Below are 22,164 nucleotides of genomic sequence, written 5' to 3' on the forward strand. Positions count from 1 at the left end.
AGACATCGTGGACGATCTCTTTGAACCGTCGCTCGAACAGGTCGTCATCGAACAGTTTTCGGCGATACCTCGGGCAGAACACGAAATGATAATGGAGCATCGACACGGTGGTGTTGGTTCTTCGATAGTTGTTCATACGTTCATTGTATCACTTCGTTTATTTAAGAGATACACTTTCTCGCGATAAGATCATACTTGTTGATTTCTGAAATTCCGACTAGCGGAACTCCGAAATCAAGCTCACGTTCATCCCACCACTGAAGCAGTGGGCTTTCTCGTTCGCAAATTCTGTAAAACACCGTGAGGACTTGGCGGCTAATTCGTTGTTCGATCCAGCGTTTCATATGTGGCCTTCTTTCGTATCAGGGATTGATTGGATTGGGCAATACAGTATGTTCGGCTATTCAAAAAAGTCAGTTTCGTGTACGATAAGAAAACATTCATCACTTTTATATGTGAACGAACAGGGTCAGTATATCGTTCGTTTCTCACAAGAAACTCACAAATCATGAAGGGAATATTCAGATGACCCCTAAATCGATTGGGCTGGATTCTGTTGATGGTGATCCTTGCGCTCGGAGGCGGACTAGTCTTGACGCGAGGACAGACGATCGAAGATTCTGTCCCCGTCACCCAAGGAACGGCTGATAGTTGTTCGCCCATTTGATTTTCCATCGCGATCAAGTCGTGAACAAATGGCTCATCGCAGAGACGCTCTATCCAGAGATTGACGAACCGCAACGTGCGCTCCACAACGTCTACAATCTCGTCTATCGGTTGAAGAAGACGCTCGCCGAATACGACTTGAGCATCTCGGTCCAAACGATCAACAACGGTTACTCGCTCCACTTGGATGATGCGTGTGCCTGCGATTATCATGACTGGCTGGATGCGAAAGATAAACCGTTCCCGCAAACGGACTTGGCTACCCGGCTCTATGTCGATAAAGATTATACATGGTATTGAATAAGAGCTCTTCCCGACATCGTGGGACAAGCTCTTTTTAGCGTCCGACGAAACCACCGTCGACATGAAGATGTTGGCCGTTGATCCATGCCCCGTCCGGCCCCACGAGGAAAGCGACGTAACGCGCCGTATCCTCTGGCGTGCCGACACGTCCATGGGGGAAGAGCGGCGCAAGTTGTTCGCGAAGCGCGTCATCAATCCAACCCGAATCGGTCGGACCCGGGTCGAGTGCATTCACGGAGATCCCGTACTGCCCTGCCCCATTGGCCAGTGCTGGCGTGATGGCGATCAACATGCCTTTTATGGCGATATAGGCCAAGTTGGAAGCATCCGCTCCCCCGGACACCATGAACAAGATGCGTCCGTCCGTATGCCCCGCCTGTTTGTATCGTTCGATGAAGGCAAACGTCAGATCGAGTGTTCCTTCGTTGTTGATGAAATAATGGCGACGTAACGTCTCGGTCGTGAACGTATCGACATTCACGTGCCGCTCATACGTCGCATTGTTGATGAGGCGGCTCGGTGTACCGAGCGCTGCCTCCACGCGATCGAGCAATCCTTTTGCGTCTCCAGACAACAAATCGTACGGTTCATGGGCAACGCGAGCCCCTGATGTCTGTAATTCGTCGATGAAGCTTTCAATAAAGTCCGGTTCCGCTCCGACGCCTTCCGTCCCGTCAAAGGGGCTCCAGTGCGTCAGATACAAGTCATGGCCTGCCGCAGCAAGCTTTCGAGCGACAGCGGCGCCAATACCTTTGCTACGACTGACCCCGGTGATGAGTGTGAGTGGTCGTGTCATTGAGTCCTCCCCTTTCGCGTGCTAGCAAGGCACGTATTGACCCTCCTCCTATCCTCAGTCTATCCATTTATAGGAAATTTGAACAGTCTTCACGCAAAAAAGGTACGACGCCTGTAGACGTCGTACCTCCCTCTTCTTACTTCAAACGATCCAAGTGCTCCAGCATGATGCCCGTGCCATGAGCGACGCTGAGCGTCGGCTCTTCGGCAATCATGACCGGCAAACCGACACGCTCGGCGACGAGCTGATCGATGCCGTGGAGGAGCGAGCCGCCACCTGTCATGATGATGCCGCGGTCGATGATATCGGCCGCAAGCTCTGGAGGCGTCTGTTCGAGAACGCGCTTCGTCGCTTCAACGATCTCGTTCGCCGATTCGGCCATCGCTTCACGGAGTTCTTCCGACGTGATGGTCACTGTCCGCGGAAGCCCACGCACCATGTCACGACCTCGGATATCCATCGTCTCGTTACGGCCGCCTGGGAAGACCGTCGCAATCTCTTTCTTAATTTGCTCGGCCGTCCGCTCACCGATGACGAGCTTATGCTTGTCCTTGATGGCGCGGAGGATGTCCGTATCGAAACGGTCCCCGGCGATTTTAATCGTTTCACCGCAGACGATATCGCCCATCGAGAGGATGGCAACGTCTGTCGTCCCGCCACCGATGTCGACGATCATATGGCCGACCGGCTTCCAGATGTCCATGCCCGAACCGACCGCTGCTGCCTTCGGTTCTACGGCGAGGAAGACTTCTTTCGCGCCGGCCTTCTCGGCCGCCTCACGGATCGCTTTCGCTTCAACCGGTGTCACGTTTGCCGGTGTACAGATGAGCATGCGGATGCCGCCAAAGAAACCGCGTACTTGAATCTTTTCGACGAAGTGACGGAGCATTTCTTCCGTTGTCGCGAAATCGGCGATGACGCCGTCACGGAGTGGACGGATGGCGACGATGTCACCTGGTGTACGACCGACCATCTCGTACGCTTCTGTGCCGACGGCGAGGACTTTCCCCGTCGAGCGTTTGATGGCGACGACGGATGGCTCGTCAAGGACGATGCCGCGGCCTTTGACGTGGATGACGACGTTTGCTGTTCCTAAATCAATCCCGATATCTTTTGAAAACATGATGTATAGGTTCCTCCGTTCATTACCTCATTGAAAAGAGCGAGAAGAATCTCCTCGCTCCTATGAGTCTATTAATTAGTTGTTGACCATTTCTTCAGCGACTTCGACTGTTCCTTCGATGCGCTCGATGTCGGCACCGAGTGCTTGAAGTTTCTTGTGGAAGTCGACGTAGCCACGGTCGATGTGGTAGAGATCGCCAACGCGTGTCTCTTCGTCCGCGATGAGGCCTGCAAGCACGAGTGCTGCACCGGCGCGAAGGTCTGTTGAGACGACTTCGGCACCTTGGAGGCGAACGCCACCTTTGATGATTGCGGAACGTCCTTCGATTTTGATGTCTGCGTTCATGCGGCGGAACTCTTCCACGTGCATGAAGCGGTTTTCAAACACCGTTTCGGTGATGACTGATGTGCCGCCAGCTTTTAAGACGAGCGCCATCATTTGTGCTTGGATGTCAGTCGGGAAACCAGGGTGTGGCATCGTCTTCACGTCGACCGGCTTCAACACATCCGGTGCGATGACACGCATGCCTTCTGACGTATCCTCGAACTTGACGCCCATTTCTTCCATCTTCGAGATGAGTGGGCGAAGGTGCTCGCGCTCAGCGCCGATGACTTCGATGTCGCCACCTGTGATCGCTCCAGCAACGAGGAACGTACCGGCTTCGATGCGGTCAGGGATGATTGAATGCTCGGCACCATGGAGTTTCTCCACGCCTTCGATTCGAATCGTTTCTGTACCGGCACCGCGGACGTGTGCGCCCATACCGTTCAAGAAGTTGGCAAGGTCGACGATTTCAGGTTCTTTGGCAACGTTCTCGATGACCGTTGTTCCTTCAGCAAGGACTGCCGCCATCATGATGTTTTCTGTCGCGCCGACAGATGGGAAGTCCAAGTAGATCTTCGCACCTTTCAAGCGACCGTCGACCGAAGCTTCGACGAAACCGTTGCCGATGACCGTCTTCGCGCCCATTGCCTCGAAGCCTTTTAAATGGAGGTCAATCGGACGTGAACCGATCGAGCAACCGCCTGGCATTGCGACACGCGCATGCCCAAGACGAGCAAGGAGAGGACCCATGACAAGGATCGAGGCACGCATCTTGCGGACGTACTCAAGCGGCGCCTCGTCTTTGATTGTGCCCGACGCATCGACAGTGACTTCGTTATTCGCTTCGTCAAACGCAACCTCTGCACCGAGGTGGCGAAGTACTTTGTTAATCGTGTACACATCAGCGAGGCGCGGCACGTTTTGAAGTACCGACTTTCCTTCGCTTGCTAAAAGAGTGGCAACCAATGTTTTGAGTACGGCGTTTTTAGCTCCTTCAACACGCACAGTACCTGACAATTTACGTCCTCCACGGACTACAATCAAATCCTTCATATCTCTCTTTGTCCTCCAACTTCGTTGTTTTTTTGTTTTATACGTCGATATCCGCTACAGGATGTGGTTATGTCGATTACTACGATGGTTTGTAACACGTGACGCTTCATCAGAGAGAAAAATAATAATAAAAGCAATCATAAAATTCTGATGAAAAATTCGTCATGTCAGACGAATTTATCCTACACGATAAACATATAAGAAACGTTACAGCAGGATTACAGTTTAGTAATCGTTTCCCTTCCTACTGTAATGGTGCGAGCGCCTGGGCCAATCGGATATACTCCAAAAAGAACTGGGCGATCAGTGAACCGAAGACGACGGCCACGAGGACACGCAAGACTGCTGCTTGCGGACTCCTCACTTGATTGAGCAAGCGGTCCCATTTGACCGGCATGAGCGCCCACCAAGCGACGTAGATCGCTACGACGTAAATGACGAGCGATAACACGGTGTTCAACATCGACGATTCCCCTCTTTTCAAAAATTCGTACCATTTTTAATCATAGCATGTCACGTCAGAGAAAAAAAGACTTAGCGTTTAAGTGAGTGGTGGAATGGGTTCATCCGATCAACTCGCTTTCTCTCCATAAACCGCATACAAAAAGGAACGTCAATCGGCGCATGGCCTTAGTACAGTAATTGACGTCCCTTCAACATTTCAAACATTATTCACTTCGCCATCATACGTTTGGCTCCATCGAATCGCCTCGACATAGTAACGTGACAAGTCAGGCGCTGTCTCCTCGACAGGCACGGTCAATTGCTCGTAGGCGAGGACCATGTCGAGTAAACCGCGCAATTCGTTGTCTTCTCCGAGGAGCGCTGCCTTGACGATTGGTTCGACCGGCAGCTCCGAGACGAGCGTCTGCATCTCCTCATCCAAAATCACATCGAGTGACGAGAAAATCCCGGTGATGAACGCATCGAACGCCGTCACTTGCGGCAACGTCTCGACAGCGATCAGCTCCATCATCTTGCCCCGGATCACACTCTGTTTAATCAATTCTTTCGATTCGGACGTCTGCAGCTCCCGAAGCAACATCAAGTACGACCAGCGTCGCATCTCATCGAGACCGATTCGTGCGACGGCCTGCTCGATCGATTGAATCGTATGACGACCTTTCTGATAGACCGTGTTGACCGAACGCAACATCTTATACGACAAATCCACACTGCGTTCGATTTGGCTCGCGATGCGGCGGAAGTTCGGCTCTGGCTTGTCGAGCTCTTTCAACACTTCGACGAGCGTATGCCGGAGCGGATGAACCTCGGCACCGTGGACGACCGTCGGCCGGCTGAAGAAATAGCCTTGGAACATGTGATAGCCGAGTTTTTTGGCGATCTTATATTCAAACGGCGTCTCAATCTTTTCCGCTAAAAATTCGACGCGATGCCCGAGCGCATCGATCAGCCGCTTCTGTTGGTCGATCGGTGTTGCTTGATAATCGATTTTAATGATATCGGCGAGCCCGATGAGTGGGCGATACTTTTCCTCGAACACGAAATCGTCAAGCGCGATCGTGTAGCCTTTCCGACGTAATGAACGCAAAGCGGCCAACACTTTCTCGGTCGGTTCGACGTGCTCGAGCACTTCGATGACAAGTGTCTGGCGTGGCAATAAGGCCGGCACTTCACTTTCGATCAAGTTTTGCGGGAAGTTGATGAACGCCCGCGTACCTTCTGTTAGCTCTCGAAAGTTGAACACCATATAAGCGTTATGGATGACGTCAGCGGTCGCGAGCGAATCGTCGACGTGCTCAAATATGTTTTTCTCGCTGCGGCGATATAACAGTTCGTAGCCACAGACACGTAGTTTTTGGTCAAAGATTGGTTGGCGTGCAACATAAACTTTCATTCCCTTTAGCTCCTTTACCGTAGTTCCCACCTATATTATCGGATAAGGCGCCCCTCCCTTCCACTATTTGGGCGTGAAACTTCTGATGCTTTTGACCTATATATACAGAAGGAACGTTATCCATTTGGTCTAGACACAAAAAATCTCCCCTGCGGCTGCAGGAGAGATGTTGGTTATTCTTTGATATCGCGAATGCTCAAGCGGTTGATCGCTTTTTTGAGCGCGAGCTCCGCGCGACGGAATTCGAGGTCCGAGAGCTTCGTGTCTTGGAGACGACGCTCGGCACGAACTTTCGCCGCAGAAGCGCGGTCGTAGTCGATTTTATCCGCCATTTCGGCCGTTTCAGCTAAGATCGTCACCGTGTCGGGACGAACTTCCATGAAACCGCCGCTGAGTGCGATCAGCGTGCGTCCACCATCTTCGTGGCGCAGTTTGAGAACTGAGATGTCGAGCGGTGTCACCATCGGGATGTGTTTCGGTAAGATACCGAGTTCACCGGTCACCGATTTTGCGACGACCATCCGTGCCTCGCCCTCATAGGCTGCACCATCCGGGGTGACGACGTTGACGTGAAGAGTATTCATCGTCTAGTTTCCCCCTTCCGTGTAGGTCTTAGACCAACGTCTTCGCTTTTTCGATGACGTCTTCGATTGGACCAACGAGACGGAATGCATCTTCTGGAAGATCGTCGTGTTTACCATCGAGGATCTCTTTGAAGCCGCGGACTGTCTCTTTAACTGGTACGTACGAACCTTTTTGGCCTGTGAACTGCTCAGCCACGTGGAAGTTTTGTGACAAGAAGAACTGAATGCGACGCGCACGGTGAACCGTGAGCTTATCGTCTTCAGACAACTCGTCCATACCGAGGATTGCGATGATGTCTTGAAGTTCTTTGTAACGTTGAAGCGTCTGCTGGACGTTACGGGCTACTTCGTAGTGCTCTGGTCCGACGATGTCAGGCGAGAGGGCACGTGAAGTCGATGCGAGCGGGTCAACGGCTGGGTAAATCCCCATCTCCGAAAGACGACGCTCCAAGTTAGTCGTTGCATCAAGGTGAGCGAACGTTGTCGCTGGAGCCGGGTCAGTATAGTCATCGGCTGGTACGTATACGGCTTGAATCGATGTAACCGATCCTTTAGCTGTTGACGTGATCCGCTCTTGAAGCATACCCATTTCCGTCGCGAGTGTCGGCTGGTAACCTACGGCAGATGGCATCCGACCGAGAAGGGCCGAAACTTCCGAACCTGCCTGTGTGAAACGGAAGATGTTATCGACGAAGAGAAGAACGTCTTGTCCTTGTTCATCGCGGAAGTATTCTGCCATTGTAAGACCCGTCAAGGCTACGCGAAGACGCGCGCCCGGCGGCTCGTTCATCTGACCGAAGACCATCGCCGTTTGCTTGATAACGCCTGAGTCCGTCATCTCGTGGAACAAGTCATTTCCTTCACGCGTACGCTCGCCGACTCCTGCGAATACAGAAATCCCGCTGTGCTCTTGCGCGATGTTGTTGATGAGTTCCTGAATGAGAACGGTTTTACCTACACCGGCACCACCGAAGAGGCCGATTTTACCACCTTTGATATAAGGTGCGAGAAGGTCGACGACTTTGATCCCTGTTTCCAAGATCTCAACTTTTGTCGACAATTCATCGAACGTCGGTGCGAGACGGTGAATCGGTGACCGACGGACAGTCGGTGATACTTCTTTATCGTCAATCGGGTTACCAAGTACGTTGAAGACACGACCGAGCGTCTCTTCTCCGACCGGTACTGAAATCGGTGAACCTAAGTCAAGTACTTCCATGCCGCGGCGAACGCCGTCCGTTGAGTCCATCGCAATCGTACGGACCGTGTCATCCCCAAGGTGAATCGCCACCTCGAGCGTCAAGTCGACACTGACATCTTGCGCCGATTCAGCCACATGCGTGACTTTGAGGGCGTTGTAGATGTTCGGTAAGTGGTTGTCGAACTTAACGTCGATAACTGGGCCCATGACTGCGACTACGCGGCCTTTCATGCCGTATTCGTTCATCGTGTTAGCCTCCTACAATCTAGAGGGCGTGCGCTTATTCAAGCGCAGCCGCACCTCCGACAATCTCTGTGATTTCTTGTGTGATCGCCGCTTGACGCGCGCGGTTGAACTTGAGCTTGAGTCCACGGATGAGTTCATCCGCGTTGTCCGTCGCGTTCGACATCGCCGTCATCCGAGCCGCGTGCTCCGATACTTTCGCATCGAGGAGCGCGCCATAGATGAGTCCTTCCGCGTAACGCGGGAGGAGCGCTGCTAAGATCGTTTCTTCTTCTGGTTCGTATTCATACATCACATTAGATGCGGTCTGTTCGATATTCCCAAGCGGAAGCAATCGAGCGATCTTCACTTCTTGGCTGATGACAGAGATGAATGAGTTGTAGCAAAGCTTCAATTCATCGATCTCGCCTTCACTGAACGCGCCGACCGTCTGTTTGACGATCTCTGCGACTTCAACGAATGATGGCTGGTCGTTGAGTCCTGTCATGGCACTGTACACCGGAATGTTACGGGCCTTGAAGAACTGGACGCCGACCTTCCCGATCACGTACAGACGGTATTCGTCTGTTGAACCGTGTTTGGCTTTCAACTCGCGATACACGTCACGAAGGACGCTGGCGTTGTATCCACCAGCAAGTCCGCGGTCTGACGTGATGACGATATAGCCGGTCCGTTTGACGGGACGGACTTGAAGCATCGGGTGTGTTGCGCCTGAAGTACCGCCGGCAATCGACGAGATGACTTCCTGCAACTTGGTCATGTACGGCTTGAAGTTGGCGTTGCTCCCTTGAGCGCGGTTCAATTTCGAGGCCGACACCATGTTCATCGCTTTCGTGATTTGCTTCGTGCTTTGGGTCGAGGTGATCCGCATCTGGATCTCACGTAATGATGCCATTTCGATTCACCACCTTAATAGACGCTCGTCACCGGATTAAACCGATGGCGAGAACGTCTTTTTGAATTCCGTAAGTGCATCGACCATCGCCTCGTCAGCAGGAAGGTTTCCTGTTTGACGGATTTCACGGCAGAGGTCCGCACGGTTTTGGTCGAGCCATGCGTTCATTTCTTTTTCGAAACGACGGATGTCTTCGACTGGGACGTCATCGAGATGACCTTTCGTGAGAGCGTAGATGATGATGACTTGCTTGTCGACCGAAAGCGGTGCGTTCAAGTCTTGTTTCAAGACTTCAACAGTCCGTTGTCCACGGTTGAGCTTCGCTTGTGTCGCTTTGTCGAGGTCCGACCCGAACTGGGCGAACGCTTCGAGCTCACGGTATGACGCGAGGTCAAGACGGAGCGTACCCGCAACTTTCTTCATCGCTTTCACTTGAGCCGAACCACCAACACGCGATACCGAGAGACCGGCGTTGATCGCTGGACGTACCCCTGAGAAGAAGAGGTCCGACTGAAGGAAGATTTGACCGTCTGTGATCGAGATTACGTTCGTTGGGATGTAAGCCGAGATATCCGACGCTTGTGTCTCGATGAACGGAAGTGCTGTCAATGAACCGCCGCCGAGTTCGTCGTTCAACTTCGCCGCACGCTCAAGAAGGCGTGAGTGGAGGTAGAAGACATCCCCTGGGTAGGCTTCGCGGCCTGGAGGACGACGGAGAAGAAGCGAGAGCTCACGATAAGCTGCCGCTTGTTTCGAGAGGTCATCATACACGACGAGGACGTGTTGTCCGCGGTCCATGAAGTACTCACCCATCGATACCCCAGCGAATGGTGCGAGGTAAAGAAGTGGGGCTGGCTGTGAAGCCGATGCCGAAACAACGATCGTGTAATCGAGGGCGCCGTTTTGACGGAGCGTCTCAACTACGCCACGGACAGTCGATTCTTTCTGACCGATTGCGACGTAGATACAGACCATGTTTTCTTCTTTTTGGTTGATGATCGCGTCGATTGCGATCGAAGTCTTACCAGTTTGACGGTCACCGATGATGAGCTCACGCTGACCGCGACCGATTGGTACGAGGGCGTCAATCGCCTTAATCCCAGTTTGGAGCGGTTCGTGAACTGACTTACGGGCCATAACGCCGTAAGCTTTACGCTCGATCGGGTTGTATGTGTCCGTCACGATCGGTCCGAGACCGTCGATCGGTTGTCCGAGCGGGTTGACGACGCGTCCGAGGAGCGCTTCACCGACTGGAACTTCCATGATGCGGCCCGTACGTTTTACCGAGTCGCCTTCTTTGATGCCTTTGTAGTCGCCAAGGATGATAATCCCGACGTTACCTTCTTCTAAGTTTTGCGCCAAGCCCATTACGCCGTTAGAGAACTCTACGAGTTCCCCCGCCATAACGTTATCGAGTCCGTATGCACGAGCGATACCGTCACCTACTTGAATGACTGTACCTGTCTCACTGACTTCGATTTCAGAACCGTACGAAGCGATCCGCTCTTTTAGCAGGGCGCTGATTTCTTCAGCTTTGATCGTCATTGAATTCACCCCTATTTCTTACGCATTCAACAATTCACGCTCGAGGCGTGTTAGTTTGTTTTCGATTGTGTCATCATACGTCGTGTAGCCGATCTGGACACGGAGTCCACCGATGACGTCTTCATCGACGACGTTCTTCAATTGAAGCGTCTTGTTCATCTTCTGACCGAAGACGAGTTCGACTTCTTTCAACTCTGTTGCCGACAACGGGTAAGCACTCGTGACGAACCCTTCGGCGATGCCACAGTAGTCGTTGATGTAATCAAGGACGTAGCGCGACAAGCCGCGAACTTCGCTCGCACGGTCGTTTTCGACCATGACGAGAAGTGTGTTGAGCACGATATCTGTCATGTCACCAAAGCTATGTGTTAAAAGCTGTGCAAGCTCGCTGTCACTGATTGCCGGATTCGTTAAGAGATCCGTGAGTTCAGGAGTCTCGTGGAGCACTTCATCGAGCAGACGCACTTCCGCTTCGACTTGGTCGAGCGTGCCTTGTTCCCGCGCTAAGTCGAAGAGCGCTTTGGCATAGCGTTTTGCTAACGATGTGTTCATCAGTTAGCACCTTTCGCTTTAGACAGGAAGTCTGTAACGAGGGCACGTTGTTTCACTTCGTCGCCTTTAAGGTCTGACTGAAGGACGTGGCGTGCGGCCGAGAGCGCCTGTGTGACGACTTCGGTCTGGAGCGATTGCTTCGCGAGCTCACGCTCACGTTCGATCGCTTTACCCGCCTCGATCTTGATTTGTTCGGCTTCCAAACGCGCCTGCTCCACCAAGCGTGCTTGTTCCGCTTCTGCTTGACGACGGCTTGAATCAAGCATTTCTTTCGATTCTGTACGTGCGGCGCTGAGCGCGTCACGTTGTTCGACTACATATGTTTCCGCATCTTTGCGGCTCTTTTCAGCGAGCTCAATTTCGTTCGCTACATACTCTTCACGCTGTCTCATCATTCCAAGGAGTGGTCCCCAAGCAAATTTCTTCAACAGGGCCAAGAGTACGAGGAATGTGAAAAGTGTAAAGATCATATCCAGGATGCGGAGGCCTTCGCCGCCAGCACCAGCTGCAATCATCATCGTATCCATGCATACCCTCCTCTTGACTAAATAAGTGAGGGAGACACGCTCCCTCTTACGTTGTTCTCGTTAACTCGTAATCAAGAGTTGAGGAGAAGGAAACCGACAGCCACACCGATGATCGGGAGGGCTTCAACCAAACCGATACCGATGAACATTGTTTGACGAAGTTCGTTTTTGAGTTCTGGCTGACGTGCTTGTCCTTGTACTGTTCCGTATACGATGAGACCGTTACCGATACCAGCCGCGAGTGCTCCAAGACCGATAACGAGTGCTGTTGCGAGAAGATTCATTTGTTCCATTGTGTATATTCCTCCTAAAAGTTAAGTAAATAGTTTTTTTGTTCAACGCTTTGGCGAGACCTGCCCAAATTAATGCTCGGCAGAAGCTTTATGCCCGATATACACCATTGCAAGCGTCAGGAAAATGTAGGATTGGATAACCCCGATAAAGATTGAGAAACCTTGCCATAAAATCATTGGGAGAATTGCGAACACAGCACCGAGCGGGTTAAGTGCCCCTTCTGCGGTAATTGCGAGTCCCAAGATGATGGTAATCATGATTTCACCGGCAAAGATGTTACCGTAAAGACGCAGACCGAGCGTCAAGGTGTTCGCAAACTCCTCGATGAGCTTGATCGGCAATAAGAACCAGACCGGCTTCACGAATTCCGCCGAGTAGTGCTTCAAACCGTGTAGCTTCACGCCGTAATAGTGCGACATTGCAACGACGAGTGTCGACAATGCCAACGTGACGTAAGGATCGGCCGTCGGTGAGTTGAACCATAGATAGTGACCAGAAATGACGTTAAACGGTAGACCCATCAAGTTCGAGAAGAGAATGAACAAAATCAACGTCATTCCAAACCCGATGAAACGGCCCCCAGTCTTCCAGTCCATCGCACTCGAGATAATCCCGCGTGTAAATTCTGCGAAGAATTCCATTAAGTTCTGCTTACCAGTCGGCTTCATAGCCAAGCGTCGCGTTCCCCAAACGGCAAACGTAAATACGAGTAGTGATGCGATCAGCACCGTAATGACGTTCGTCCAGCTCCCATATAACGTATAATCTCCGAGTTGTAGAGAATATGTGGGAAACTCATGACCCATTAGTATTCACCTCTTTTCCTGCTGAGCTGGGCAAGTGTGAACTCGCCAAATTGTATGATGTGGCCGGCGATTAGACCAGTTACCACCGCTATCAGCGATACTCGATCCTCATAAAAGAGACCGACTATCACGGCTAGTGCACCGACTGCCATCCTTGAAACAGTCCCGTGCGACTTCGGGCGTCGTCCATGTTCGATCACGTCAAACATCCGAATGACGCTTCGATTCTGCATATGTAGAATGATGAGACTGGCGACCCCGCCTAAGAACAAGCCGAGAAATACCGGTTTGTACATAGGGACGATGAGCGCTCCGATGAGGAGAATGGCGAACCATCCGATAAACCACTTCGTATAGCGTTTCATCAACTGCTGTTGTGCTTTTCTGTCTGCTTGCACTTGTTGTAAGTTCATTCGTCCTCTCCTGTCAGTAAACTTCGAAGGGTGAGAACTAGCGCCGTGATCCCGAAAGCCATTCCGAGAAGCACTGACACATTCCAACCAAACGTGCCCCAAATTTCACGTCTCGCCCCGTATTGGCCAACGAGATAACCGATGACGATCGGTCCAGCGAGCGCGGTCGAGATTTGAGAGGCGAGCGAGGCATAAGATAGGTAACGATTGTCTTTTTTCGTCATCCCCATCCCCCTTTCGAGCTGCCGAGCCATGCATCTTCTCCATCGGATTCACACTCGCGTGACCATCAAAAGTCACACAAGTTCAGAGTACTGGAAATGGCATAAGAAGTCAATTGATTTCACAATTATAAAAGCGCTTTAAATCAAGTCGTATCAAGGCTTTTACGCAGTTCATAAACTAAATTAAAATCATCAAATTTTAAGAAAGTATGAAGAAACGGTGAAATAAAAATGTTGACTTTATAACATTTCACATTACGAACCAGATGAAGAATAGTTCAGTTATACCTTCACGTTTTGGAAATTACAATGCAAAACGGCTTACGTTCACAAAAGGTTTTGAAACAAACGTTGACCCGATTTTGAAATCGTTTACATCGTCCTGTATCAGTATACCGATTATCTTTTTGTCATGTCGAGGGGTTCTGACGAATTTGTAGTGATGAATATCACACCGCCTTTTCCGAGCGGTCAATCGCCTGGAAAGCCCTTCCTATCAACCCGAAATGGGTGGACAATACCAGTTCGAATGGATACGATTACGATGTAAGCGCTATCTAAAAATGTGTCGATTTTGTGACTTTCGAAACCGACGCCCGCATCGAATGCATGTTGATGCGTGTGAGGAGGAACTAGAATGGATTGGATGACCCAACTACGCGAGAAAATCGGCGCCGATGTCGTCTTCACGGACTCGACGACCCGACTCGCCTATTCATTTGACGCGACGCCGAACTATCAAGCGATGCCAGACGCGATCGTGGCCCCCCGCTCGACCGAGGACGTGCAGGCCGTGTTACGGCTGTGCCACGAACACCGGATCCCCGTCGTCCCACGCGGATCGGCGACAAATCTCGCCGGCGGCACGACGCCGCTTTCAGGTGGTGTCGTCATGGACTTCCGTCATATGGACAAGATTGTCGAGATTGACGAGAAGAATTTGACGGTGACGGTCGAACCGGGCTGCATCACCGCCCATTTGGCACAAGCCGTCAAGGCGAGAGGCCTGTTTTATCCGCCGGACCCGAGTTCGATGAAAATCTCGACGATTGGCGGCAACATCAGTGAGAACTCCGGCGGCTTGCGCGGACTGAAATACGGGGTCACGGCCGATTATGTGCTTGCGCTCGAAGCGGTGCTCCCGAACGGCGAAGTGCTCCGTACGGGCGGGAAGCTCGCCAAAGACGTCGCCGGTTATGATTTGACCCGTGTCCTCGTCGGATCGGAAGGGACGCTCGCCGTCATCACGCAAGCGACGCTCAAGCTCATCCCGCTCCCCGAGACGAAACAGACGATGCTCGCCTATTTCGAGGACTTGGACAGCGCGGCCAGGACAGTGAGTCGCATCATCGAGAACCGCGTCATCCCGGCAACGCTCGAGTTCATGGACAAAAAGACGATCGAGGTCGTCGAGGCGTATGCGAACATCGGATTGCCGACAGACGTCGGTGCTCTCCTTCTATTGGAACAGGATGGTCCACTTGACGTCGTCCGGCGCGATATCGAAGCGATGCACGCTGTTTGTCTCGAGGAAGGGGCCTTGTCGGTCGAAGTGGCCCGGGACGAAGCGCACGCCGAGACGTTGCGCTATGCGCGGCGCATCGCCTTATCCGCCCTGGCCCGCCTCAGCCCGACGACGATTTTAGAGGATGCGACCGTGCCACGGAGCGAGATCGCCGAGATGGTCCGCCGCATCGAAGCGATCGGGCGGGCATACGACATTCAAATCGCCACGTTCGGCCACGCCGGGGACGGCAACCTGCATCCGACGGTCGCGACCGATGCTCGGAACCACGAAGAGATGAAGCGCGTCGAGGCCGCGTTCGCCGATATTTTCGCCGCCGCGCTCGACCTCGGCGGGACGATCACCGGCGAGCATGGGGTCGGGGCGATGAAAGCCCCGTATCTCGAATGGAAGCTCGGACCGGCCGGGATAGACGTCATGAAAGGCATCAAGCTCGCCTTCGACCCGCACGGTATCATGAACCCGCAGAAGATGTTCGCCAAAGCGGCGAAGAAACGAATCGTCCAAGGAGGGCTGTCATGAAGCAAAGAACCGAACTCGCTACCCGCATGACCGAGAAGCTCGATTACGAAGAGATGCTCGGCTGCATGCGCTGCGGCTTTTGCCTGCCGACGTGCCCGACGTATATCCGCTCGAAAGACGAGTCCGCCTCCCCGCGCGGACGCATCGCCATCATGAAAGGAGTCGTCGACGGGTTGATCGAACCGGATGAGGGCGTCGAGAAGACGATCAACGAATGCCTCGGTTGCCTCGCCTGTGAGCCGGCATGCCCGGCCGGGGTGCGCTATAGCGTTCTGCTCGAGGACGCACGCGCCGCCATCACCGAACATAAACGTGCGACGGGACAGATGCCCGTCCGCGAGCGGATTGTCCGGAAAGTCGTCTTTGACGGGCTGTTCTTGAATAAAGCGAAGATGGAGACGGCGACGGGCTTCCTTCGCTTTTATCAACAGTCCGGTGTCCAGACGCTCACCCATAAACTCCGCATCCTCGACTGGTTCCCAGACCAACTCCAAAAGATGGAGACGATTTTACCGACGGTCCCAGCGAAGACGGAGCGCAGACGTCGTCCCGAGCGGATTCAAGCGACGGGCGCGACGACGGCCCGGGTCGCTTTCTTCAGCGGTTGCTTGATGGATACGATGTTTTATGAGACGAACGCGAACACGATCAAACTGCTCCAAGCGGCAGGTTGCGATATCGTCATCCCGAAAGCGCAGCAGTGCTGCGGGGCGCTTCACGGCCATGCCGGCGAACAGACGGGCGCCGTCACGCTCGCCAAGCAGAATATTGCCGCTTTCGAGGCCGAGGACGTCGACTACATCATCACGAACGCAGGCGGTTGCGGGGCGTTCCTCATCGGTTATGACCATCTGTTGAAGCACGACCCGGAATGGGCCGAACGCGCGGAACGGTTCACGGCCAAGATTAAAGACTTCGCCTCGATTTTGATTGAGGTCGGCTTCCTCGACCGCGTACCGCTCTCCCTACCGGAGCAGCTCATTACGTACCAAGACTCGTGCCACCTCCGCAATGTGCAAAAAGGGGCACTCGCCCCACGGGTGTTGCTTCAGGCAATCGAAGGCGCCGTCTATATCGAACAGAAGCATGCCGACCACTGCTGTGGCTCGGCCGGCGTCTACAATCTATTGCAACCGGTGATTGCGAACGACATCCTCGAGATGAAGATGGGTCACGTGAACGTCACGGCGGCACAAACGATTGTGACATCGAACCCGGGCTGTCACATGCAGATGCAACTCGGCATTCAAGAACATGGGACCGACTCGATGCGTGCCGTCCATCTAGCCGATTTGCTCGTCGAGGCGATGGATCATCATGCGATTTAACAAAAAGAGGCTGGGACATAACTAGCCGGTTTTAAAGCTTTTCAATAAAAAGAGGGGTCCGGTCACCGATTTTCAGTGGCCGGACCCCTTCTTCTTGATTGCCGTCATCATGCGTTACAATATCGGATATATCTGTAACACCCTCGCCTTTAACCACCTACGATTTAATAGACGGTACGTGATCAAAACGAGAATTTACCGTCAATATAGTTAGGCAGCCAAATGTAGCCGAGTCCCTCTGCGAAAACGGTGGAGCGACGTACCAAGCGCGTGGTTTGTCGAGGCATTGCGCCTCCGTGTTGGAGCGGTCAATCCACGGCCGCTCAACTTTTTGAAATTGTTTGCGCAGAAAAATGGATAATTTTGCTGGGAGACGCCTATATGTAATAGCTAGTCAAAATGCCGGCGGGTGCCGGGCTTATTTTTAAATTCATTCGAGACCACATCGCCCTATAAATGATTGTTTCGTCGCCTCATACTGTTCGAGCGACTGCGCGTCTTGGTTATATGTATAGCCCCGAACCGATAGCTCTTGGTCGAGCAATAGCCGAAACAGCTCCGAGACAGCGTTCGAAATCGGGATGGCTTCCTCGACAATCCGTCGATTTTCCTGCTCGATGTCCTGAAACGCGCTATAGCTCCAGACGCTCGTTAAAAACAACGCCATCAAGGAGATGAGTAAGTATCTTTGCAGTAGCGAGAATTTAGTCTTTATCGTGTCTCTTCCCTTATCCCGACGTCGGACCGACTTACGGTCTCTTCTACTATCGGCCGTCTCTTCGATCGTCTCAACTAATTTGAATCGATTGGTGCACATTCCCACAAAAAAAGAGAGGATCACCAGGATCCTCTCATCGGGTTCATGCTTATTTCGTTCCGAACAGACGGTCACCTGCGTCACCGAGTCCTGGTACGATGTAGCCATGGTCGTTCAACTTCTCGTCAAGTGCGGCGAGATAGATTTCGACGTCCGGGTGTTCGGCTTGAACACGTTCCACACCTTCAGGGGCTGCACAGAGGCAAGCGAGCTTAATCGACTTGGCACCGTGCTTTTTAAGCGCGGCAATCGCGTCGGCTGCTGAACCGCCTGTCGCGAGCATCGGGTCGACGACGATGAAGTCACGTTCTGTGACGTCCGTCGGCAACTTGAGATAGTATTCGTGCGGCTCGAGCGTCTCTGGGTCACGGTATAAACCGATGTGACCGACTTTGACGTTCGGCATCATTTTGAGGAAGCCATCCACCATGCCGAGGCCTGCCCGTAAAATTGGGACGATTCCCAATTTCTTGCCGGCAATCATCTTCTGTGTCGATACAGAGACCGGTGTCTCGATTTCCACATCAGTAAGCGGAAGGTCGCGTGTAATTTCATATGCCATGAGTGACGAAACCTCGTCTACGAGTTCACGGAACTGCTTCGTCCCCGTCTCTACTTTACGCATAATCGTCATCTTGTGCTGAATCAATGGGTGGTCATAAACGTGTACTTTGCCCATCATGCTTCACTCCTCTCTCAATCTCTCTTGAGCATTGTACCCTAACTTTTCTGAGAAAGGTAGGGTCAACTTCTGTTTTTTAAGAGGTCAGACGAAACCCGAAGGAACGAAATCAATCCCTCGGGGTTCAGGTGACACATGGTTTAGAATTTGAAGAAATTTAAGAAACCGGCCGTCTTGTGTTTCACTTTTCCGCACATGTTTCCTTTGGCGGCGTGATGGTCGTTAGACGAGCTGTGCTTGCCGGCATGCTTTTTAGCATATTTTTTGGCATGCTTTTTCGCCTTCTTCTTCTCTTTTTTGTCTTTCTTCTCTTGCTTCCAGTCAGCTTTTTCTTTTTGTTTCGACTCGGTCGGTTTGTCCGTCGAGGCATCTGCTTTCGGAGCTGAGACTGGCTTTGTGACAGGCTTTGTCGCCGTTTCTGTTACAGGCTTCGTCGTTGTCGTTGCAGCTGGTTTCGTTGCAGTCGTTGTAGCTGGCTTCGTCGTTGTCGTTTCAGCTGGCTTCGTCGTTGTCGTTTCAGCTGGCTTCGTCGTTGTCGTTTCAGCTGGCTTCGTCGTTGTCGTTTCAGCTGGCTTCGTCGTCGGTGCTACTGCGACCGGTGCCGGCGCCGTATCCTGTGTACGCGTCACGAGACCTGCGTTCCAGTTCACGTAAGCATCCGCTTCGTGGAAATGGATGAACCCAGAATCTTTGGCGAGCTTGTGGCTGTCCGCGCTAAGACGTGTCGAAATCGTGAGCGTCTTGACCGAATGCTTCGCGTCGACTGCTTGTAATTTCTTAATCATGTTTTGTGACCAAGCGTCGCTCTTGATCGTGTCGGCGTTGAAACTCTCCCACATGATGCCGTCAACGTAAGGTGCCGTTGACGTTTCTAACGTGTCGAAGCCCCAGTTTTGAACCATGGCGATATCACCATAGCGCGCCCGAGCTTGTTTCAAGAAGTTGACGAGTCCGTCCCGTTGCTGCTTGAGCACGGTCGGATTGTTCAAATGTTCGTTATCGATATCACCGACCGTATCCATGAACACGCCATCGATGCCTTTGGCGACGACTTGGTTCTGGATTTCCGTGAGGAGCAACCCTTGGAAGTGCGGTGAGGCGATGTTCGTCAAGTACGAATCCCATTCCGAGTAATGGACACGTTGTCCGTTACGCGTAAAGAAGTCACCTGACTGAAGTTTTGACATGAGACCTGTGTTCCATGTCGCGACTTCCATAACGCTAATATATCCGAGTACTTTTGTCCCGCGTGCTTTGATTTGCTCCACTTGCGCTTTCGTGTAATGGAGTGGCTCAATGATGACGAGGTCATAGTTTTGCATATCTTTCAAAATCGCTGCCGTTGGATGACCATAATACACTTGATAGTTCTTCACGCCGTCGAGTGGGTTCATGGTTTGTGCCCCCGTTTTGGACATGTTCAGACTAACAATTAACAACACTACCATTAGAGACATAATTAACTTTTTCAATTTCACTACCTATTCCTCTCCTGATGACTGACAAAACGTGGTGACGGACGATGATGGTTGAATGGAGTTGTGTCTCGTGGCTCCCCCTTTTCTTATATTCAAATGACGAGAAGGTTAGTGCTGTGTGTTTTATGGATGTATCGGATTCGTGTATGTAATGTTGAACCTTCGCAAAAAAAATTATAGGATAGTTTTTCACGAAAACATAGTGTCAATTTGACAACAAAAAACCGCTTCACGACATGAAAGTGTCATGAAACGGGTAAAACGATAAGTTATTCGATTATATGTAAGTATTTAGCGTTGACTCTAATTCGAGACGATCAATCAAATAGACTCGTTCCGTCTCGACGTCCATCAATTGAAGGGTGTCTTGCCCTTCCTCCATCCAGACGTCAAACCGTTGTTCGGTCAACTGCTCATAGAGCGCGAGCGTCCCGCATCGTTCCCCGGTCGGCTGTCCACTACTCGGCTTTACATGGGACAACAATTCAAATAGCTCGCTCGTACTCGGTCCACCAAGATGGGCGATTTTCGTCTCCGTCTCGTATGTCGCCAAACGCATCGCATCTTTTTGCTCCGATTTGATCGTCAATTCACCGGCGCCCGGCCGTTTCACTGTGCCCCACACCTCGATTACGGTTCCGTAACGTTCCGACAACTCGACCGATGCCCGTTCAGTGAAATCACGGATGGGCACATCCGCTAGGACGACCCGCTTCAGCAGCCTGCGCTCATTCGCAGTTGATGCAAAAACGGCTTCCGTTGAGTCGATGGCGACATATTCGCCCGTGAAGACGGCCGGTAGCACGGTACGTTCCCATGCTTCTTCCCTCCCCATCTGTAACGTGATTCGATTGTCGGCCAATTGAGTCAAGAAGGCGACCCCTTCGTTCTTTCCGCTCTCAAAGACGAACAATCCGGGCTCAATCATTTGCCCTTTTGCTGCCCCATCCTGAAAGACTTGGTACGTGACGTGGAGCGCCCCCCGGTCCGGTGTCTCATACCGGAAGACGGATTCTGGGATGATCGTCTCGTGTGCCTTATTGACCGAGAAGGACTGTACCACATTTTCGACGTTCGGTTCAGGAATGAACGACAGCGTATCTCCGACTTCGATTTCAACAGGATTCGCGGTAACGGCAGCCTCGAACGCTGCGATCTTGTCCGTGCGGAAGACCCGTGCGTTTTGCTCGTCACTGTTCAAGCACGAGACGTAGTGAGACTCCCCGCTCCGCCAATATTTGACGGTCTTGCTGCCTAATTCGTCGTAGAAAGGATGACGGAATGTAATGGAGGCCACTTCAGCCCGCCGCATCGGCAACACGTCCGTCGGTTTTTGCTCACAGTAGTTTAATAATCGCGACTTCAGCGCAGACGTCAACGGGATGTCTCGGTTTTGGTGAATCGCATACGTCGACAATGACCGCAAGTTGAGCGCGTTCGTCTCGTTTGCGCCACATCCGCTTAAAAAGATGATGGCACCGATCATCATCCATAAGACGTGTTTCATTCCGCCCCCTCCTTTCACATTTATTTGGGTACTATCACCTAAAATTTTCTTTTTCACTTTATCATACAATAATAATTACTTATATAGTTAGAAGAACAAACAAAAAATGCCACTTGCGTGGCACTTTTTTAGTCGTCATCTCGGTCGTCGTCTTGATTATCGTCCCGATCGTCATCTTGGTCGTCATCATTTTGATTGTCGTTTTGATCATCTTGATCGTCTTGGTCATCCCGGTCATCGTCACGTTCAATCTCTTTCACTTGCTGTTGAAGGTTCAACTCGAGTTTGACGCGGTCACCGGCTTTTGGCGCCTCATCGTCAAGCTCGTAGCGGCTCGCGAGTTTGAACGTCTCGGACTTGCCGTCACGCTCGATGGTCACGTCACGGTCCGACAAGCTGACGAACGTGCCGTAGATGTCAAAGTCGTCACTCTCGCGGTCGACTTCCTTCACTTCCTCGTTTTGATTGAACTCGAGTTTGACACGGTCTCCGGCTTTCGGCGTATCATCGTCAATCTCGTGACGGGCCGCGAGCGGATACGTCGCTTCCTTTCCGCTGAAACTGATCGTCACGTCACGGTCTGATAGGCTGACGAGGGTACCATACAATTTATAATCATCGTCATCGACCGAGCGGACCGGTGTATCACTCGATGCTGATCCTTCTGTCGACGCGGCCGCTTCCTTGTTCGCACCGTCCTGTGCGTCATCTGCGGCATCATCCGTCCCACTGTTCACACTGTCGACCGACCGTGGGACGATGACCGTGTCCGTGTTGTCGTTCGCAACATACAACCCGATTCCTGCGACGGCGAGGACCGCCAAGCCGACGCCTAAAATCCATCCGATTAGTTTCATGATGTTTCCTCCTCGTTTCATGTGGTGAACTTGTTCTACAT

At 52.1% G+C, this 22,164-nt stretch carries 24 protein-coding genes; 3 read left to right on the plus strand and 21 right to left on the minus strand.

The window, feature by feature from the left end; genetic code table 11:
• On the minus strand, window positions 1-136 hold a 136-nt coding region (locus KNP06_RS04550), incomplete at its 3' end, for a transposase (RefSeq protein WP_214788210.1).
• Between the two features lie 515 nt (window positions 137-651).
• Between KNP06_RS04550 and KNP06_RS04555 the strand changes: the two genes are divergently transcribed.
• A complete protein-coding gene (locus KNP06_RS04555; protein ID WP_240731288.1) occupies window positions 652-966 on the plus strand; it encodes a helix-turn-helix domain-containing protein in 315 nt (104 codons plus the stop codon).
• A 37-nt stretch (window positions 967-1,003) separates the two neighbouring features.
• On the opposite strand, the gene KNP06_RS04560 is transcribed toward KNP06_RS04555, so the two are convergent.
• The 15 genes from KNP06_RS04560 to KNP06_RS04630 all read right to left on the minus strand — a co-directional run bounded on the left by KNP06_RS04560 (window position 1,004) and on the right by KNP06_RS04630 (window position 13,407).
• Window positions 1,004-1,765: an SDR family oxidoreductase gene (locus KNP06_RS04560; protein WP_214787982.1), complete on the minus strand. Its 762-nt coding sequence runs from the start codon at window positions 1,763-1,765 to the stop codon at window positions 1,004-1,006.
• A gap of 136 nt (window positions 1,766-1,901) precedes the next feature.
• Window positions 1,902-2,888, minus strand: a complete 987-nt coding sequence (mreB, locus tag KNP06_RS04565; protein WP_214751084.1) for a rod shape-determining protein — start codon at window positions 2,886-2,888, stop codon at window positions 1,902-1,904.
• Window positions 2,889-2,963: 75 nt separating this feature from the next.
• Complete coding sequence (gene murA / locus KNP06_RS04570; RefSeq protein ID WP_214787985.1) at window positions 2,964-4,265, minus strand: UDP-N-acetylglucosamine 1-carboxyvinyltransferase; 1,302 nt, start codon at window positions 4,263-4,265, stop codon at window positions 2,964-2,966.
• A gap of 244 nt (window positions 4,266-4,509) precedes the next feature.
• Entirely contained in the window at window positions 4,510-4,728 is a 219-nt protein-coding gene (locus KNP06_RS04575) for a DUF1146 family protein (RefSeq protein ID WP_021066143.1), read from the minus strand.
• 198 nt (window positions 4,729-4,926) lie between these two features.
• The gene (locus KNP06_RS04580) at window positions 4,927-6,123 is read right to left on the minus strand and encodes an EAL and HDOD domain-containing protein (RefSeq protein ID WP_214787988.1); all 1,197 of its coding nucleotides are present in this window, start codon (window positions 6,121-6,123) and stop codon (window positions 4,927-4,929) included.
• Window positions 6,124-6,296: 173 nt separating this feature from the next.
• Window positions 6,297-6,707 carry a F0F1 ATP synthase subunit epsilon gene (locus KNP06_RS04585; protein WP_021066141.1) on the minus strand — a complete coding sequence of 137 codons (411 nt, stop codon included), beginning with the start codon at window positions 6,705-6,707 and terminating at the stop codon, window positions 6,297-6,299.
• A 28-nt stretch (window positions 6,708-6,735) separates the two neighbouring features.
• Window positions 6,736-8,154 (minus strand): F0F1 ATP synthase subunit beta, encoded by a 1,419-nt coding sequence (gene atpD / locus KNP06_RS04590; RefSeq protein ID WP_021066140.1) that lies wholly within the window; start codon window positions 8,152-8,154, stop codon window positions 6,736-6,738.
• A gap of 34 nt (window positions 8,155-8,188) precedes the next feature.
• Window positions 8,189-9,046 (minus strand): ATP synthase F1 subunit gamma, encoded by an 858-nt coding sequence (gene atpG, locus KNP06_RS04595; RefSeq protein WP_214708473.1) that lies wholly within the window; start codon window positions 9,044-9,046, stop codon window positions 8,189-8,191.
• Window positions 9,047-9,082: 36 nt separating this feature from the next.
• Entirely contained in the window at window positions 9,083-10,591 is a 1,509-nt protein-coding gene (gene atpA / locus KNP06_RS04600) for a F0F1 ATP synthase subunit alpha (RefSeq protein WP_029594689.1), read from the minus strand.
• Between the two features lie 18 nt (window positions 10,592-10,609).
• On the minus strand, window positions 10,610-11,143 hold the full coding sequence (locus KNP06_RS04605) for a F0F1 ATP synthase subunit delta (protein WP_214711108.1): 534 nt from the start codon (window positions 11,141-11,143) through the stop codon (window positions 10,610-10,612).
• Window positions 11,143-11,670 carry a F0F1 ATP synthase subunit B gene (gene atpF / locus KNP06_RS04610; RefSeq protein WP_021066136.1) on the minus strand — a complete coding sequence of 176 codons (528 nt, stop codon included), beginning with the start codon at window positions 11,668-11,670 and terminating at the stop codon, window positions 11,143-11,145. The genes KNP06_RS04605 and atpF overlap by 1 nt, the downstream gene beginning before the upstream one ends.
• Before the next feature lie 71 nt (window positions 11,671-11,741).
• On the minus strand, window positions 11,742-11,954 hold the full coding sequence (gene atpE, locus KNP06_RS04615; RefSeq protein ID WP_024370837.1) for a F0F1 ATP synthase subunit C: 213 nt from the start codon (window positions 11,952-11,954) through the stop codon (window positions 11,742-11,744).
• A 78-nt stretch (window positions 11,955-12,032) separates the two neighbouring features.
• Window positions 12,033-12,770, minus strand: a complete 738-nt coding sequence (gene atpB, locus KNP06_RS04620; protein ID WP_021066134.1) for a F0F1 ATP synthase subunit A — start codon at window positions 12,768-12,770, stop codon at window positions 12,033-12,035.
• On the minus strand, window positions 12,770-13,183 hold the full coding sequence (locus KNP06_RS04625; RefSeq protein WP_029594687.1) for an ATP synthase subunit I: 414 nt from the start codon (window positions 13,181-13,183) through the stop codon (window positions 12,770-12,772). The genes atpB and KNP06_RS04625 overlap by 1 nt, the downstream gene beginning before the upstream one ends.
• On the minus strand, window positions 13,180-13,407 hold the full coding sequence (locus KNP06_RS04630; protein ID WP_029594686.1) for a hypothetical protein: 228 nt from the start codon (window positions 13,405-13,407) through the stop codon (window positions 13,180-13,182). The genes KNP06_RS04625 and KNP06_RS04630 overlap by 4 nt, the downstream gene beginning before the upstream one ends.
• 646 nt (window positions 13,408-14,053) lie before the next feature.
• On the opposite strand from KNP06_RS04630, the gene KNP06_RS04635 reads away from it, so the two are divergent.
• Together KNP06_RS04635 and KNP06_RS04640 are read left to right on the plus strand one after the other, a co-directional pair.
• The gene (locus tag KNP06_RS04635; RefSeq protein ID WP_251129672.1) at window positions 14,054-15,454 is read left to right on the plus strand and encodes an FAD-binding oxidoreductase; all 1,401 of its coding nucleotides are present in this window, start codon (window positions 14,054-14,056) and stop codon (window positions 15,452-15,454) included.
• Complete coding sequence (locus KNP06_RS04640) at window positions 15,451-16,782, plus strand: (Fe-S)-binding protein (protein ID WP_251129664.1); 1,332 nt, start codon at window positions 15,451-15,453, stop codon at window positions 16,780-16,782. Before KNP06_RS04635 ends, KNP06_RS04640 begins: the two co-directional genes overlap by 4 nt.
• Before the next feature lie 430 nt (window positions 16,783-17,212).
• Here KNP06_RS04640 and KNP06_RS04645 read toward each other — a convergent pair whose 3' ends face one another.
• The 5 genes from KNP06_RS04645 to KNP06_RS04665 form a co-directional block, all read right to left on the minus strand.
• Window positions 17,213-17,452, minus strand: a complete 240-nt coding sequence (locus KNP06_RS04645; RefSeq protein ID WP_205729350.1) for a hypothetical protein — start codon at window positions 17,450-17,452, stop codon at window positions 17,213-17,215.
• A gap of 196 nt (window positions 17,453-17,648) precedes the next feature.
• Window positions 17,649-18,278 (minus strand): uracil phosphoribosyltransferase, encoded by a 630-nt coding sequence (gene upp, locus KNP06_RS04650; RefSeq protein ID WP_021066126.1) that lies wholly within the window; start codon window positions 18,276-18,278, stop codon window positions 17,649-17,651.
• 143 nt (window positions 18,279-18,421) lie between these two features.
• Window positions 18,422-19,675, minus strand: a complete 1,254-nt coding sequence (locus KNP06_RS04655) for a glycoside hydrolase family 191 protein (RefSeq protein WP_214787991.1) — start codon at window positions 19,673-19,675, stop codon at window positions 18,422-18,424.
• Between the two features lie 361 nt (window positions 19,676-20,036).
• The gene (locus tag KNP06_RS04660) at window positions 20,037-21,266 is read right to left on the minus strand and encodes a hypothetical protein (RefSeq protein ID WP_214711104.1); all 1,230 of its coding nucleotides are present in this window, start codon (window positions 21,264-21,266) and stop codon (window positions 20,037-20,039) included.
• 128 nt (window positions 21,267-21,394) lie between these two features.
• A complete protein-coding gene (locus KNP06_RS04665; RefSeq protein WP_251129663.1) occupies window positions 21,395-22,123 on the minus strand; it encodes a hypothetical protein in 729 nt (242 codons plus the stop codon).
• Window positions 22,124-22,164 lie beyond the last annotated feature (41 nt).

The organism is Exiguobacterium sp. s21 (assembly GCF_018617975.1).
Classification (GTDB): Bacteria; Bacillota; Bacilli; order Exiguobacteriales; family Exiguobacteriaceae; genus Exiguobacterium; species Exiguobacterium mexicanum_A.